At 47.9% G+C, this 14,422-nt stretch carries 14 protein-coding genes; 13 read left to right on the top strand and 1 reads right to left on the bottom strand.

Translation table 11 applies throughout. The features are described 5' to 3' along the window. The first annotated feature begins 140 nt into the window (after positions 1–140). The 7 genes from MCG46_RS13415 to MCG46_RS13385 all read left to right on the top strand — a co-directional run bounded on the left by MCG46_RS13415 (position 141) and on the right by MCG46_RS13385 (position 7,971). Positions 141–821: a DUF1361 domain-containing protein gene (locus MCG46_RS13415; RefSeq protein ID WP_240280436.1), complete on the top strand. Its 681-nt coding sequence runs from the start codon at positions 141–143 to the stop codon at positions 819–821. A 274-nt stretch (positions 822–1,095) separates the two neighbouring features. After that, entirely contained in the window at positions 1,096–2,976 is a 1,881-nt protein-coding gene (locus MCG46_RS13410; RefSeq protein ID WP_240280435.1) for an FAD-dependent oxidoreductase, read from the top strand. Positions 2,977–3,264: 288 nt separating this feature from the next. Beyond that, positions 3,265–3,594, top strand: a complete 330-nt coding sequence (locus MCG46_RS13405; RefSeq protein ID WP_154239071.1) for a PadR family transcriptional regulator — start codon at positions 3,265–3,267, stop codon at positions 3,592–3,594. 3 nt (positions 3,595–3,597) lie between these two features. Then, positions 3,598–4,335: a DUF2812 domain-containing protein gene (locus MCG46_RS13400; protein WP_240280434.1), complete on the top strand. Its 738-nt coding sequence runs from the start codon at positions 3,598–3,600 to the stop codon at positions 4,333–4,335. A gap of 177 nt (positions 4,336–4,512) precedes the next feature. Then, positions 4,513–5,211 carry an ABC transporter ATP-binding protein gene (locus MCG46_RS13395; RefSeq protein ID WP_020224214.1) on the top strand — a complete coding sequence of 233 codons (699 nt, stop codon included), beginning with the start codon at positions 4,513–4,515 and terminating at the stop codon, positions 5,209–5,211. Then, positions 5,208–6,767 (top strand): putative ABC exporter domain-containing protein, encoded by a 1,560-nt coding sequence (locus MCG46_RS13390; RefSeq protein ID WP_240280433.1) that lies wholly within the window; start codon positions 5,208–5,210, stop codon positions 6,765–6,767. The genes MCG46_RS13395 and MCG46_RS13390 overlap by 4 nt, the downstream gene beginning before the upstream one ends. Before the next feature lie 373 nt (positions 6,768–7,140). Further along, positions 7,141–7,971 carry an acyltransferase domain-containing protein gene (locus MCG46_RS13385; RefSeq protein WP_240280432.1) on the top strand — a complete coding sequence of 277 codons (831 nt, stop codon included), beginning with the start codon at positions 7,141–7,143 and terminating at the stop codon, positions 7,969–7,971. 242 nt (positions 7,972–8,213) lie between these two features. On the opposite strand, the gene MCG46_RS13380 is transcribed toward MCG46_RS13385, so the two are convergent. Further along, positions 8,214–9,314 carry a hypothetical protein gene (locus MCG46_RS13380; RefSeq protein ID WP_240280431.1) on the bottom strand — a complete coding sequence of 367 codons (1,101 nt, stop codon included), beginning with the start codon at positions 9,312–9,314 and terminating at the stop codon, positions 8,214–8,216. A 215-nt stretch (positions 9,315–9,529) separates the two neighbouring features. Here MCG46_RS13380 and MCG46_RS13375 point away from each other — a divergent pair, with 215 nt between their 5' ends. The 6 genes from MCG46_RS13375 (at position 9,530) to MCG46_RS13350 (ending at position 14,372) form a co-directional block, all read left to right on the top strand. Next, positions 9,530–9,790 carry a thioredoxin family protein gene (locus tag MCG46_RS13375; protein WP_020224210.1) on the top strand — a complete coding sequence of 87 codons (261 nt, stop codon included), beginning with the start codon at positions 9,530–9,532 and terminating at the stop codon, positions 9,788–9,790. Between the two features lie 11 nt (positions 9,791–9,801). Then, positions 9,802–10,254 carry a GNAT family N-acetyltransferase gene (locus MCG46_RS13370; protein WP_240280430.1) on the top strand — a complete coding sequence of 151 codons (453 nt, stop codon included), beginning with the start codon at positions 9,802–9,804 and terminating at the stop codon, positions 10,252–10,254. A gap of 172 nt (positions 10,255–10,426) precedes the next feature. Next, the gene (locus MCG46_RS13365) at positions 10,427–11,227 is read left to right on the top strand and encodes a histidinol-phosphatase (RefSeq protein ID WP_240280429.1); all 801 of its coding nucleotides are present in this window, start codon (positions 10,427–10,429) and stop codon (positions 11,225–11,227) included. Further along, entirely contained in the window at positions 11,227–12,765 is a 1,539-nt protein-coding gene (gene cls, locus MCG46_RS13360) for a cardiolipin synthase (RefSeq protein ID WP_020224207.1), read from the top strand. The genes MCG46_RS13365 and cls overlap by 1 nt, the downstream gene beginning before the upstream one ends. 107 nt (positions 12,766–12,872) lie before the next feature. Beyond that, positions 12,873–13,328 (top strand): NUDIX hydrolase, encoded by a 456-nt coding sequence (locus MCG46_RS13355; protein ID WP_240280428.1) that lies wholly within the window; start codon positions 12,873–12,875, stop codon positions 13,326–13,328. Between the two features lie 183 nt (positions 13,329–13,511). Then, a complete protein-coding gene (locus MCG46_RS13350; RefSeq protein WP_240280427.1) occupies positions 13,512–14,372 on the top strand; it encodes a ChbG/HpnK family deacetylase in 861 nt (286 codons plus the stop codon). The last annotated feature ends 50 nt before the right edge of the window (positions 14,373–14,422 follow it).

The raw sequence follows: 14,422 nt of genomic DNA, 5'->3' as shown, positions 1-14,422 counted from the left end.
TTATCGATATCGCTTCATATCATAGATTTGATTGCTGGAAGCGCTTGTGTGAACAACCTTTCAGCAAGCTGTAAGAAAAACTTAAAGAAAAGCACATAGAAATTGGGTATAATACGTTCAATGTCAGGAGTGTGATCAAAATGAAACGCAGACAAAAACGCAATATGATGCTTTTGGGATTGATCCTGGCCGTACACCTCATTTATATTCTGGCAGGCCTCGGTCTGCGGAAAGCGGGGATTCAACTTAATTTACGATGGCTGTTCTGGAACCTAGGCCTGGCGGTGATGCCGGTTGTCCTGGCAGCGCCGGCTTACTTATTAACTAGCTGGCGCAGACACTGGGGTCCGATTTCCTTAGCGCTGGCATTAGGCTGGCTGTTGTTTTTGCCGAATGCCTGTTATATGGTTACGGATCTGATTCATCTGGAAGGCTCGCAGCTGATTGGCGGCAACGGCGTTTATCTGCAGAGTCTGTCCGGATGGGTGAGATTGATCTACATCGTCGGCGGAATTTTTCTGGCGCTGGTCGACGGATTATTTTCGACTTCTCTGATTCATCAGAGCGTAAAATGGCGGAAGAATAAATTGTTTAATTTCTGCTGGATGAGCGGAATCAGCCTGTTATGCGGTTACGGCGTGTACATCGGCCGGTTTCTGCGGCTGAATACGTGGGATGTCCTGCAGCCAAAAACATTGATGACGACATTGTTAACGAACGTTGATAAATTCACCATCTTGTTTTCCTTTATGCTGGCAGCCTTCTATTTTGCGGCTTATTTTATCTTCGATAAACTGATGCGTTCGGAACCCCACGCCTGATCGAAAGATCAGGTTTTCTTATGGCCGCTCAAGAGAACGATATTTAATTGTGGTCGGGATTCAGTGTCGAAAAAATCTCGACAGTGATAAAAATAAGGAGTCCGTCGCTGTGCGAAATCATTCAGAGTTTCTTCCTCAAGCTTGTTCCGCAATGAGAATCCAGCCGATCTTCAGCGAATTTTCCTGTTTTCTATCAAAAAAAATAAGTCAGCGGTAAAATTGAATCGAAGTGGCATACTTCCTGCTTATATACTTTAAAAAGGAGTGAGGAAGGATGAATACTGCTAGTCTGTTTCAGCCGCTAAAAGTCAATTCGCTGATGCTTCCCAACCGGATTATTTCCGCGCCGATGAATGAAGCCTTAAATGTCAAACGTGTCCGCTGCGGAGCGGGGATCTTGATTGCGGGCTGCGGTGGAGTGGATCTGCCCAACGCTTGGTTTGATCCAGGTTATCTCTTTTCCAAAGAACAAGTTCAGAAGACCCGGGAATGGCTGAACTTTATGCGTCAGGGAGGCTCTGCCGTTTCATTGGAAGTCATGCATATGGGCGGCGTAGGCCGCGCAGCCCGGTCGCAGGATGTGCTGTGGGGATCCAGCGCCGGAGTCAACGCGTATGGTAACCGCGTCAAAGCCATGACGAAAGCAGAAATGGATCAGACCGCTGCCGCTTTTGCGAAAACCTGCAAGGATGCCAAGGAACTGGGATTCGATCTGGTCATGCTTCATTTTGCGCATGGCTGGCTGCCGGCACAATTTCTCTCGCCGGCTCTGAATCATCGGCAGGATGAATTTGGCGGCAGTCTGGAAAACCGGATGAGGTTTCCGTTAGCCATTGTGAAAGCCGTGCGTGAAGCTGTGGGGCCGGACTATCCGGTGGATCTGCGGATCAGCGCGAAGGAGTGGATACCGGGCGGCATTGAGCTGGATGAAGTTTTGACGTTTCTGAAACAGGCTGAGCCGTATCTGGATATGGTGAATATCTCAGCGGGATTGGATATGGACAAGCGGGGCAACATTCATATGGCCACCTCGGCACTGGAACCGCATGCGGTCAACCGTCAGCTGGCCCGTTCGGTGAAGCAGACCCTTTCGATTCCCGTGGCGCTTGTCGGAGCGATCATGACGCCGCAGGAAGCCGCTTCCGTGCTTGAAGAAGGGGATGCTGATCTCGTCGTTTTGGGCCGGGCGCTTCTGGCCGATGAAGATTGGATCCACAAAGCGCAGCAGGGTCGGGACGATGAGATTGTGCCGTGTCTGCGCTGCGGCAGCTGTATGCACTGGACAACGGATCGGCGTGATCATGGCTGCTCTGTCAATCCTCATTATCGCAATGACAGCTGGATACCGTCTGAGGATCGGCCGGTTAAAACGGCTCAGCGTGTCGTCGTCATCGGTGGGGGTCCGGCAGGGATGAAAGCCGCGCTGACCGCGGCTAAGCGCGGCCATCACGTTACCTTACTGGAACAAAATACCCGCTTAGGTGGGGCTCTGACGATCCTGGATCAGGCTGCGCATAAAACGGATCTAAGGCGATACCGTGATTATCTGATCAGCCAGATTGAAAAGTCGACGGTAACTGTCATGCTGAACACGAAGGCAACCCGAGAAAGCATCGCGGCGATGAAACCCGATCATCTGATTTTGGCTCTGGGCGGAAAACCGAGGATTCCGGCGATTCCTGGCATTGAGCGGGGATGGACATTTGCACAGACAGATTGCCATGAAGTGCCGAAAGGAACATCAGTTCTGATTCTGGGCGGCGGTGCTGTCGGCTGTGAACTGGCATTGTCCTACTGTGAAGCCGGATGTTCCGTGACCTTGGTTGAGCCGGGAGAACAGCTTCACCGCAGTGAAAATCAGCTTGTCGGTTTAGCTCTGGATGAACATCTGAAACACTGTGACAATTTAAGAATCCGGCTGAATACCCGCTGCCTTGAGATAAAAGCGGACAGCGCCGTGATCGAACAGGAGGGGATCGTTCAGACCATTCCGGCTGCGGTTGTGATTATCTGTACCGGGGTCACACCGTTAAGTCAGGAAGCTGACAGCTTTTATGGTCTGACTGCGCATACTTGGAAAATCGGCGATGTGAGACGCCCTGGTAAGATTAAGGATGCGACATTTGACGGCTGGATTGCCGGGAATCAAGATTGAACACGCTAGCTCCTGTCTGCCAGAAAAGAAGCGTAGGACAGGCTGGATTGATTTCAGCCTAAGATGAGAAAGTCTGCTTATCGGCGGGCTTTTTCTTTGTTTTTTTCTTAGGTGTCTGTTTCAAAGGCTGGAAGTCTTCTTGTTCCACTCTTCTAGGAAGTCAGAATGGATACTGCAAAAGCAAAAGAATAGAAAATGTTTGGAAAAGGAATTGACAGAATAGATTGATATATCTATAATAGATATATCATAAATGGATATATCCATTATAGACTGAGAGGAAAAAGTATGCCGAAGCAAGATACGTTTGAAACAGAACAGCTGACAGACGCTGCATTTTACATTCTGTTAGCCTTGATTGAGCCGCTGCATGGCTATGCCATCATGAAGAACATTGAACAGATGACCGGAATTCAGGGAATCATCGGACCGGGAACATTGTATACGCTGCTCAAAAAGATGTGCGCCAATGAACTGATATCGCAGACACTGCTGGAAGAAGGCAAAAAGCGTTACACCTTGACTGAGAAAGGCCGGACGCTGCTGCGGCATGAGCTGAAGCGGCGGGAAACCATTGTTGAAGTTGCCCGCAGAATAATGCAGGAGAAAGGAATATAACGAATGAAAAAGAAATGGATCATAGCACAGGGACTAGCGTTTGAGGAAGAACAGGAGAAACTACGGCTGGAAAAGCTGGCTCAGGAAGGCTGGCTGTTTGAAAAAATAGCGCTGAGTGGTTTGTGCTGGGTGTTGGTGCAGGGCGAACCGCAGTTTCGCCAGTATGAGTTCGATTATCTGCCTGCGGATCAGGCAGAGCAGCAGGAATACCTGCAATGGATGGAGGAAGCCGGCTGGCATCTGGCCTTCTGTCAAAGTCCGATCGCGTTGTTCTGGACAACTGAAAAGCAGCCGCCGGTTCATACGGATGCGGCTACGAAACTGGCCTCCTATGCCCCGATAAAACGCCAGTTCAAAAACATCAGCGTGATTTTAGGTCTGTTGTTAATCGGACTATTGATTTCAGGGTTAAAGGGCAAGGGCATCGCCCTGATCTATGTGATTGGACTGGTTTTCTTTGTGATGACGATGATGAGCGCCTCCGGTTACGCAATTCGGATGCAGCTGCTGCAGCGGCAGCTACAGCTGCAGGAAAAAATCCAACCGCAGCTGAGGAAACAAATTATTCTGCGCACAACGTTTGCCCACCTGCTGCTTATTCTGACTGCGCTCTATCTGATGATGATCGCCTATGCACAGAAAGCCATGCCAGTTGGACTGTGGGTTTTGATCGCTCTGCAGTTCAGCGCGGGCGTCGTACTGAAGCTGATCAGCTGGAAACAGCTTAAAGATCTCGGATAAAGAAGAAGTGTCCTACTCAAAAATCAGTCCTATCTGAATAAAAGACTTGACCTGTCCCCGGCGTCCGGCTGTAAGCTCATACAAAAGGGAGGGAATCAGAAAATGTCAGGGATTTGTAATAAATAAAATAAGAAAAATATGATAAAATAAGAAACATAAAATGGGAGGGAGATTTCAATGATTGAAGTCTATCATGTCACAAAAAAATATGGTTCGTTCAAAGCGGTGGATGATTTATCGCTGACGGCGGCCAACGGCCGGATTACGATTCTTCTGGGGCCTAACGGAGCCGGGAAATCAACGACGATTAAAAGCATTGCCGGCCTGCTTAAATTTGACGGCAAGATTCTGATTGATGGCTTTGCGAATCAGTCGATCGAGGCCAAGCGGCGGTTCGGTTATATTCCGGAAACGCCGGTTCTGTATGATCAGCTGACAATGGAGGAACACATCCGTTTCATCAGCCGAGCCTATAAAGCTCCGCAGGGGGAAGAACGGGCGCAGGCGTTGTTAAACCGTTTGGAATTGGCAGACAAGACGAAGAAAACGGCGCGTGAGCTGTCGAAGGGCATGTCGCAGAAGTTGTCGATGGTGCTGGCGCTGTTGGCAGATCCCGATTCCATTCTGATTGACGAGCCGATGATTGGGCTGGATCCGGCTGCGATTGAAACCGTGCTGCAGCTGCTGAAAGAGCTGCGTGATCAAGGTAAGAGTATTTTGATTTCAACCCATATCATTGATATGTTCGAGTCCTTGTGGGACGAGGCCTATATTCTGCATCAGGGCAAAATTGTTCGGCAGGTTCGCCGCGAGGAATTGGGCGAGCAATCGCTGAAAGAAATCTTCTTTGACTGCACGCAGGGAGAACAGGGATGAGTGCGCTGAGCTATCTGTTTTTTGTCAAGCTCAAAGCGCAGATCCGGCGGCTGTTTTCCAAGCCGTCTTCAGCGATCATCACCTTGCTGATCATCGGTTTTTTCTGTTTTTCCATCTATTCGGCGGTGGCGAATCGGGAAGCGATGTCAGCGATGATGAATGTTCAGTCAGTGCAGGGCTGGATGATGCTGTTCTGCGGTTATGTGCTGTTTTTAATGACGATTATGATTCTGCAGAAACGTACCGCAATCGTAACCCGGGATGATGCCCAGTTTATCTTTGCCGGCCCGTTTACCCGTCGGCAGACCTTGGCTTATCTTTTGATCGAAACCGTGGAAGGCAGCCTGATCTATGCGCTGATCGCCGTTGTTTATATTTTAATGATGATGAGTTCAACGGTCATTCTGACAGTGCCTTTGATCCTTTCGCTGATTCTCAGCAGTTTGCTGATGTTCTATTTTGCCTTTGCTCTTTTTACCTGGTTTTATTTTCTTGAAATGGTCAATCCGCGAGCACGATGGATTAAATATGGCTTCCTGGCCGTTCTGTTAAGCTTCATTGCTTTAATTGCAGTGCGCAACTTCGGCTTTGACGGCGGTGGGATCGAAAGCACGATCACCCGTTTTGTTGCCGATCCGCTGTTTAACTGGGTACCGGTCTTCGGCTGGTGCAAGATGGCGCTGGTCGGTTTAGTCAGCCAGGATCTGACGGCGTGTCTGATCGGCTTTGCGGCTACGTTTGTGGTCTGCGGCGGATTGACATTTCTGATTCTGAATGTGAAGGGTGATTTTTATGAACAGGCGATTATGGACGCTGAGTGGATCAGTGAACTGCGTCAGAATGCGCGGGCGCATCGCTCTCAAGGCAATATCAATGAGAAGGTTGTCTCTGTGGGCAAAGCTCATTTTGGCAGCGGAGCTCAGGCGCTGGTTTCCAAAAACATTCTGATTCTGCGCAAGACTCGACGCTTGTTGTCGCTGCAGGAAGGAATTATGATTCTGATCTATCTAGGAATTGTCTGGATGAACGGTCAGGGTTTTGGATTTTATCAGTTCTTTATTTTAATCGTTCTGTTTACCAGTGCGACGACAGATCGGATCGCTCAGGATCTGCGGGTGTTCTATCTCTATTTGATTCCTGATCGGCCAATAAAAAAACTGGCAGCGCTGATGGTGCCGTCGATGCTGCATATGGCAGCGGTAGTCTTTGCCTCATTGGTCCTCTGTCCGTTAGTGCTGGGGGCTGGTTGGGAAGAAATGATCTCCGCGGCCTTCATGATGATCGGTTTTGGCTGGCTGTTTCTCAGCGTTTCCCTGGTTTGTCTGCGCTTAATGAAGAGCCGCTCTACGCCCTTTATGGAACAGATGATCAAAATGTTCCTGAGCCTGATCCTCGTCATTCCTTATGGGATTACGGTTGTCGGATTGATGTTTGGATTGGGACTGCCGGGACTTCTTGCCCAGCTGGTGGGGTTATTGGTCAATGGCATCGTCGGCTTTGTCTGTCTGATTCTGGCGGCCCCGCTGTTGTCCGGCAATAACCTGATGGCGGACTAAATTGCTTTGTATAAAATGAAAAACAAGGAGATCGGAAGAACGCTGCAGATGGGGCAGCGGACTGCCGATCTTTTTGTTAAATGGGCAGGTATTTCTGTAAACAAATAAGAACCTTATGGATTAAAGCCCTGTTTTTTACCTTGTTGGCTTACTGAATATGCTATACTAAGCTGCAGATCAGCGGTTTGCATTCAGAGATTTTGCTGTGAAAATCTATGTTTTATAACTTTTTTTGAATATAAAAGTGCTGGACATTTTATTGAGATTTGTGACTTTGCTGAGCGGTAATGAATGAAGAATAAACTTAGATTGTAGGAGAATACTTCGGGACAAAACAACTCGTGAAATTCTAAATCCGGTGGAGGAAGCCTTAATGACATTAGAACACATTCTGCAGCAGCTGCATTGTAATGCTGATATCGAAGCGGCAGTTTATAAACAAATTCGAGCCAACGAAAATTCAATTCAGGAAAAAGCCAACTTCGCTTACGCGAGAGAACTTCCGGAATTTCCACTCTGCAAATGGGATCCCTTGACAAGACTTTCTGTGGTTATATATCTGCTGCAGCAAAAGGCTGAAGAATATCGAGCTGACAAGATTCCCGAACCCATTCTAATGAATACTTTCAGAGATGTTTCGCTGCGGGCAAATTTGTATTTTGAGAAGACGAAGAAAGCGGGTATTTCAGAAGCCGATGTGATCTGGTTCCGGCATCTTATGAACGTCAATATTTTTAAGATCGGATCACTGCAGTTTCAGCCCTTTGAAATGATTTATTTAGATGAAGAAACACTGGGCGAAGCTTATATGCAGTTTTCCCAAGCGCAGAAGATTAAACTGCCTGCCGGAACGCCTGTAATAAACTGTCATGTTCAGCAAGGGACGGATTTGTGCAAGAGATCGGTGGATGCCAGTTTTTCGGAAGCCTTAACTTTCTTTCGCCAATATTATCCCTCTCTCGATTTTAAGGCTTTTCTTTGTTACAGCTGGCTGTTATATCCGACGATGATGAAGCTTTTGAAAGAGAATTCCAACATAAAATATTTTGCCGAAAAGTTTACGATCATCAGTTCGTGCAGCGACAGCGAACAGGCTGAACCATATTTATTCTCAGGCTATTCAAAACATACGACGTCGTTGCAGAAAACATGGAGTCAAGATAAAACGTATTTTGGATATGCCTGCGGAATAATCGAGATATAAATTATTCTTTTCGCCGTCTGCCGAATTGAGGGGAATCTGAAATCCATCTGCGATCCAGCTCAGAACAATAAAAAACAGCGCTGAAGAAGATCAACCTCTTGCAGGCTGTTTTTAACATTCCTAGTTTCATTCATTCCTGCAGGACGTTTGACAATTGGCTGCAGGAAGAGGAAGACAGAAAGCTACTGCGAAGCAGATGGAAGAATAAAAGCGCTGGATGAGCTGGATCAATTTACAAAGCTTTATCCGTTTTTCGGTTTGGCAGAGGCCGTTGGAGCAGGGGAAGGAGTCGTTTGCCCGGATACTGACGGAGATGGCGAAGGCATCCTCTTTGTTCTGTCTGCCGGACCATCCAAAGGATTGACAAAGCTGTCTATCTTCCATACGCCCTGTTCTTTTTTTAAGATGAATTCGGAGGTTTCCTCGATCGGATTTCCATTCACCAGCCAGGAAGAGGCGGCATCAAATACCAGCTGATCCTCATCCTGATCAGTTAAGGTAAATTCCGTTTTGGTGTATTGCCAGTCGGTAACCGTTGGATCGCCGACCCAGCTGACCTGATCACCGTTTGTGACAATTCGCTGGCCAAAGGCCGAGGCTTCCATAATCTGCCGGCCCTGCGCGGTAAAGAAAGCATCCATGATCTGCGCATAGTTTAAAATTTCAATTTGCTGATCTTCATCTGCGGCATCCAGTATGAAATAATTTGAGGAACCCTGACACAGTTCCAGAATCAGTTCCATGCCTGCCCGGACCTTTTCCAGCGGATCATCGCTGACCTTGATTTCCAGGGTGAACTCTACGGCGTTGCCGGAGGAATCCTGAAACCTTGCCGGCAGGGAATACGTACCCGGTGTGGTGTAATCGACATCATTGATCAGCCAGCGGAAGTTTTTAGCCAGCGTTGATTCACGGTTGAAATTATCATGCAGCTGGATCCCAGCCGTCTTAACGGTCAGTTCAGGTGTTTCCCCGACCAGAAAAACCGGCGGCTGAACCGGCAGTACGTAAGTCGGCGATGTTTGATCGACGGTTGTGACTTTCAAGGTCTTAATGTCATAATACCCATTTTTATCCACCGCCTTGATTTTAATATAGGATGTTCCCAGCAGGGAATTGTTGGCATTGTTGAGAAAGACGACATTTTCATCGGGCAGCTCGTTGCCCTGGCTGTCCACGGCTTTAAAATACGCCCGCAGGACATCTTCCGAAAAGTCCGGCTGATTGACCTCGATGACGGCTTCTTCTAGAATGGTGATCTGCGGCGGTCCAGGATTTTCAACGCGCTTGCTGCAGCCGCTGATCAGCAGCAGGCATAAAATCAGCACCCCTGTTTTTTTCATTTTTTGAAAGCCTCCTTTCTTTAGTTTAATTTCGTTGATTTTAATGATTGCTCTTATTTTATCATATTCTGTGCCGGGCCCTTTCAATCTTCACCAATTCGTAAAAGAATTGAAAGAAATCGCGGAAAAGGCTGAAACTTGTCGAGGTTTCTTCCAGGCAAAGGCATTGTCACTTTTTCCTGATTCTGGTAAACTGATAATAAGAAGGTGAAACCATGCAGGAAATCACAATGTTTATATTGAAGAATTGCCCCTACTGCCGTCAGGCCTTGAAGGATCTTGACGCTTTGCTTGCCGATCCGCGTTATCAGAACCTTCGGATCACCAAGATTGATGAAGGTGAAAATCCCGAACTGGCTGATCAATACGATTATTATTATGTCCCAACCTTTTATCTGGGGGCGCAGAAGAAACTGGAAGGCGCTCTGACGCGGGCGCAGATTCAGGCGCTGCTGGACGAAGCGGCTGCCGGATAACGATGAAGGTTATGGATTGGCTGTTTCACAGAGAGGTGCTGACCGATCAGGAAATTGATCTGGTTAAAGTCATGGAGGTCAAAAAGGGAGCTGGACGCAATGATGTGCCGTCGGTTGTTTTTGAAATCCGAGAACATGGGAAGCATACCGCTGTGGGACGCTGCGATCTGCGGATGGGCATGAACGAGGAATTATACTATGCCGGACAGATAGGATATACGGTCTATCCGATGTACCGTGGGCATCATTATGCCCTGAAAGCCTGCCGGCTGTTGTTTCAGCTGGCCAAGCAGAAATACGGAATGGATAAACTGATCATTACCTGCAATCCGGATAATTTGCCCTCGCGTCGGACTTTGGAAGAACTGAACGGGACCTTGAAGGCCATTGTCGACGTACCGAAAGATCATTATCTTTATCAGTATGGCGACGTTCAGAAGTGTATTTTCGAATATCAACTTTGACCGGCGGTAAAGCCGGTTCTTTTTTTACCGCGCGCCATCCATCTGATTCTGGGAATGATTAGAATCCCAGCTGCAAAGCATGACCGGATTTTTCCAGATGACATCTTAAGAAAGTCTTTCGTGCAAATAAGTTCAGATTTCGTTATAATATGACGTATTGAGGGGTGAAAGCATGCCGGATTTTAATCTTCATACGCATACTGCCCGATGCCATCATGCCATCGGAACGGATGAGGCCTATGTTCAGGCGGCCATCAAGGCAGGCTTGAAAGTCCTGGGATTCAGCGATCACTGTCCCTTTGCGAGCTTAATTGATCAGCGCGATCGGATGAATATGGAGGAGAAAGCAGGCTATCTGGAGTCCATCGCCAGCCTGAAGCAAAAATATCAGGATCAGATTATGATTCTTTCCGGCTTTGAATTTGAATATTTTCCATCGCTGCGCCAAGAATTACAGCAGCGCCGTGAGGAAACGGATTATCTGATCATCGGCAATCATTATCTGACGCCTGGGGGCGTTGATTTCTGTGAGGCGGCGGAGGATGAAAGTGTTCTGCTTTATGCTCAACGGATTGCCATGGCGCTGGAGGAAGGCTTGGCTGATTATGTCGCTCATCCCGAATATTTTATGCTGAGCCGCGATCATTGGTCGTCGGCCTGTGATGAAGCGGCGCGGATCATCTGTGCAGCGGCAAGCCGGACGCAGGTGCCGCTGGAAATCAATCTGAAGGGGATGAAGCATGGCCGGCTGGCATATCGTGAAGGCTGGCGCTATGCTTATCCCTGGGCGCGGTTTTGGGAAATTGCCGGAGCGTATGGCTGCACCGCAGTTTATGGGATGGATGCACACGCACCTGAACATTTTGAGTTGATGGCAAAACGGATAGAGGAAGTTCAGTCCTTTCTTGATCTGTCCGGTGTGCGGGTCGTCGAGCAGTGGGCTGATCTGCGGCTGGGAAAGAAGGAACGTTAATGAAAAAACTGCTGAATATCATGGCGAACCGTCTTTTCATTGTGGCGGTTTTAATCTTGCTTCAATTAGGTCTGATCATTGGTGTAATGGTCAGTCTGTCGGGGTTTAAGCTCGTCAGCAATCTGCTTCGCTTTCTCAATTTCTTTTTGATTATCTACATTGTCAATCGCCAGGAAAATCCTTCCTACAAGCTGGCTTGGATTATTCTGGTTCTCGTTTTTCCGCTGTTCGGCGGATTGTTTTATCTGATGTTCGGCGGACGGAAAATGCCGAAAGCCCTGCGGCGGGAAGCGATGATCGAAGCGGCCCGAACGCATCCGGTCCTGCCGCGCAATGAGAAAATTCTGGCGGAGATCGAAGGTCAGGATGAACAGGCCGCCAAACAGTTCCGCTATGTTGTCAACAACGCTTATTATCCGGTATATAAGAATACGGAAGCGACCTATTGTCCGACCGGTGAAATCAAATTCTGGCACATGCTGGAAGAATTAAAAAAAGCCGAACGGTATATCTTTCTGGAATACTTCATCATTGACAACGGCATCATGTGGGATTCAATTCTGGAAATCCTAATTGAAAAGGTAAAGCAGGGCGTCGATGTGCGGGTCATGTATGACGATGCAGGCTGTGTCTATACGCTGCCGGCTAATTACCGTAAAATCCTGGAAAAGCTGGGTATCCGCTGTGCGGTCTTTAATCCGTTAAAAGCACAGCTGGTGATTCAGATGAACAACCGTGATCACCGCAAAATCTGTGTGATCGACGGCAAGGTCGGGTTTGTTGGAGGCATCAACCTGGCAGACGAGTATATCAATGCCTATGAAAAATACGGGCATTGGAAAGACACAGCTGTGATGCTCAAAGGCGATGCGGTCTGGAGCCTGACCGTCATGTTTCTGCAGTTCTGGAATTTTGTTTACAAGGCGATGCCGCCGAGCAATTATGACGATTACTGGCCCGTCTATAAGCCGGAGGAACAGCCGGTCAGCGATGGTTATATCCAGCCGTTTTCCGACAGTCCGACGGATGAGGAAGAAGTTGGGGCAACCATTCACTTTAACATCATCAATCAGGCACGACATTATGTTTACATCCATACTCCCTATCTGATCATCGGTTATGAAATGCAGCGGGCTTTGGAAACGGCAGCGAAGGCCGGTGTCGATGTGCGCATCACCGTGCCGCATGTTCCGGATAAAAAACTGGTCTTTATGGTCACCCGTGCCAATTACGAACCGCTGTTAAAAGCCGGGGTTAAAATTTATGAATACACGCCAGGTTTTATTCATTCCAAATCGTTTGTCAGTGATGATGAGATCGGCTTGTGCGGGACGACCAATATGGATTACCGCAGCTATTACCTGCATTTTGAATGCGGTGTACTGACCTATAAGAGTTCGATTATCAAAGAGATGAAGCAGGATTATCTCGATACGCTGAAAGATTGCTGCGAGATCACGCTGGAGGACTGCCGCAAAACGCCGGCGGTTGTGCGCTTAATCCGGGCGGTGCTGAATCTGTTTGCGCCGATGATGTAGCTGCAGCTTTCATCCTGTCCGATTGGAGATAAAAAAAGCGAAGAAAAATGAAAATTTCCGGAGGATCAGCTCAAAAATCGGTTAAGATGCTGAAAAAGGAGTCGGATATGGAAAAGATTGAGGTCAGCTTTCATCCCTGCGGGGCTGCGGTTACGTTAAAATATGTTGTGATCGTTCTGTTTAACGCGGATCAGGTGCTGTTAGTGCGGCATCATCTCAGAACTACTTGGGAAATACCGGGCGGGCACCTTGAACTGGGGGAAACACCCATGCAGGCTGCCAAACGTGAGCTGTGGGAAGAAACCGGCATCACCGAGGCCCATTTAGAACCTCTGTGTATTTATACTGTCCATCAACAGGAAAAAAGTGACAGCGGCATGCTTTATTGGGGAACCGGCGGGATTTCAGGTCCGCTGCCTGAGTTTGAGATCGCTCAGACGGATTGGTTTGCGCAGCTCCCTGCTGAACTGACGTATCCGGACATTCAGCCGCTTTTATATCAGGCCTGTGCCGCAGCCAAGGCAAAGACGGCAGATAAAAATACAATGAAATGCCGGCAGTGAAGTTTATTACCTTATGAAGAATAGAAACAGTCTGATCCGCGGACTGTTTTTATGTTTTTGTCATGAAACCGCTGTTTTTGGAGCGTTAAATGTCAGCTTTTTCCTTGTTATAAAAACTTTTTCTGCAATCGAAGGCGGCTTGCCATTCTGTATAATGTTCACAGAAAGATGAGGATAATGGAAATGAGAAAAAGATTGGTTTTCAGAGTTGACGATTTAGGTTATACCCCCGCTTATGATATGGGAGCTTATCGTGCTTTTGACTGCGGCGTTGCTTCTTCGGCCGACGTCATGTTTGATTCCCCTGATACCATTGCGGCATTGCATTGGTTAAAGGACAAGCCATGGCTGTCCATCGGTTGGCATCGCCACCTGTGGGAAAGTCCGGTCCTGCCGCCGGAAGAAGTTCCTTCTTTAGTCGATGAGAAAGGGCGGTTTAAATGGGGACATCGGCATCCGGAACGGATGCAGGAAGCGACCTATGAGGAGGCGCTCAAAGAATTCGATGCCCAGATGAAGCTGTGCTACAGCATTTTAGGGAAATACCCAGATGTTGCAAATGTGAAAAACAGCGATCTGCCTCTGGAAAAGGCATTTAAAGCCATTGTGGAAAAATACGGCATCGCACACAATATCTTTTCCAGTGCTCCGGATCATCGTCATCCCACGGTTTGTGACCCTCAATACAAGGACCTGCGCTACTATTCTTCCGGTTTAGCGACCAATTCCAGTTATAAGCTGGAAGATTTCAAGGATTACAATCCGCTGGAAAAAATGATGTCGCTGCAATGGACGGAAGCGGAAGAGGTCTTTCTGTACGGTTGGCATCCTGGTTATTGTGACGATCATATCATGGAAGAATCGACGTGCAACATCCATCGATGCAAAGAGCTGCAGGCGTGTACCAGTGAAACCTTTAAAAACTGGATTATTGAAAATCAAATTGAACTGGTCAATCAGCGCGATGTTCTCAACGGAACCCATGAATTTCAGGATCATCTGAAAGCCATTGGCAGCCCGCTGTGGATTGGCAATTTCAAATAAGAAGGGGACAATGCCGCCAGCTTGTCGAAGTTGGCGGAAAAAGTGCCGGA

The sequence above is a fragment of the Holdemania massiliensis genome (assembly GCF_022440805.1).
Classification (GTDB): domain Bacteria; phylum Bacillota_I; class Bacilli_A; order Erysipelotrichales; family Erysipelotrichaceae; genus Holdemania; species Holdemania massiliensis_A.
The sequence above is the reverse complement of the archived record's forward strand: the minus strand, read 5'-3'. Positions and strand labels throughout refer to the sequence as shown.

What these genes read in the sequence shown, in the direction of transcription:
- MCG46_RS13390 (WP_240280433.1), top strand. Translation starts at nt 5,208, where the DNA reads ATGAGTGCGCTGAGCTATCTGTTTTTTGTCAAGCTCAAAGCGCAGATC.
- MCG46_RS13400 (WP_240280434.1), top strand. Translation starts at nt 3,598, where the DNA reads ATGAAAAAGAAATGGATCATAGCACAGGGACTAGCGTTTGAGGAAGAA.
- MCG46_RS13380 (WP_240280431.1), bottom strand. Translation starts at nt 9,314, where the DNA reads ATGAAAAAAACAGGGGTGCTGATTTTATGCCTGCTGCTGATCAGCGGC.
- MCG46_RS13415 (WP_240280436.1), top strand. Translation starts at nt 141, where the DNA reads ATGAAACGCAGACAAAAACGCAATATGATGCTTTTGGGATTGATCCTG.
- MCG46_RS13385 (WP_240280432.1), top strand. Translation starts at nt 7,141, where the DNA reads ATGACATTAGAACACATTCTGCAGCAGCTGCATTGTAATGCTGATATC.
- MCG46_RS13365 (WP_240280429.1), top strand. Translation starts at nt 10,427, where the DNA reads ATGCCGGATTTTAATCTTCATACGCATACTGCCCGATGCCATCATGCC.
- MCG46_RS13395 (WP_020224214.1), top strand. Translation starts at nt 4,513, where the DNA reads ATGATTGAAGTCTATCATGTCACAAAAAAATATGGTTCGTTCAAAGCG.
- MCG46_RS13375 (WP_020224210.1), top strand. Translation starts at nt 9,530, where the DNA reads ATGCAGGAAATCACAATGTTTATATTGAAGAATTGCCCCTACTGCCGT.
- MCG46_RS13405 (WP_154239071.1), top strand. Translation starts at nt 3,265, where the DNA reads ATGCCGAAGCAAGATACGTTTGAAACAGAACAGCTGACAGACGCTGCA.
- cls (WP_020224207.1), top strand. Translation starts at nt 11,227, where the DNA reads ATGAAAAAACTGCTGAATATCATGGCGAACCGTCTTTTCATTGTGGCG.
- MCG46_RS13370 (WP_240280430.1), top strand. Translation starts at nt 9,802, where the DNA reads ATGGATTGGCTGTTTCACAGAGAGGTGCTGACCGATCAGGAAATTGAT.
- MCG46_RS13410 (WP_240280435.1), top strand. Translation starts at nt 1,096, where the DNA reads ATGAATACTGCTAGTCTGTTTCAGCCGCTAAAAGTCAATTCGCTGATG.
- MCG46_RS13350 (WP_240280427.1), top strand. Translation starts at nt 13,512, where the DNA reads ATGAGAAAAAGATTGGTTTTCAGAGTTGACGATTTAGGTTATACCCCC.
- MCG46_RS13355 (WP_240280428.1), top strand. Translation starts at nt 12,873, where the DNA reads ATGGAAAAGATTGAGGTCAGCTTTCATCCCTGCGGGGCTGCGGTTACG.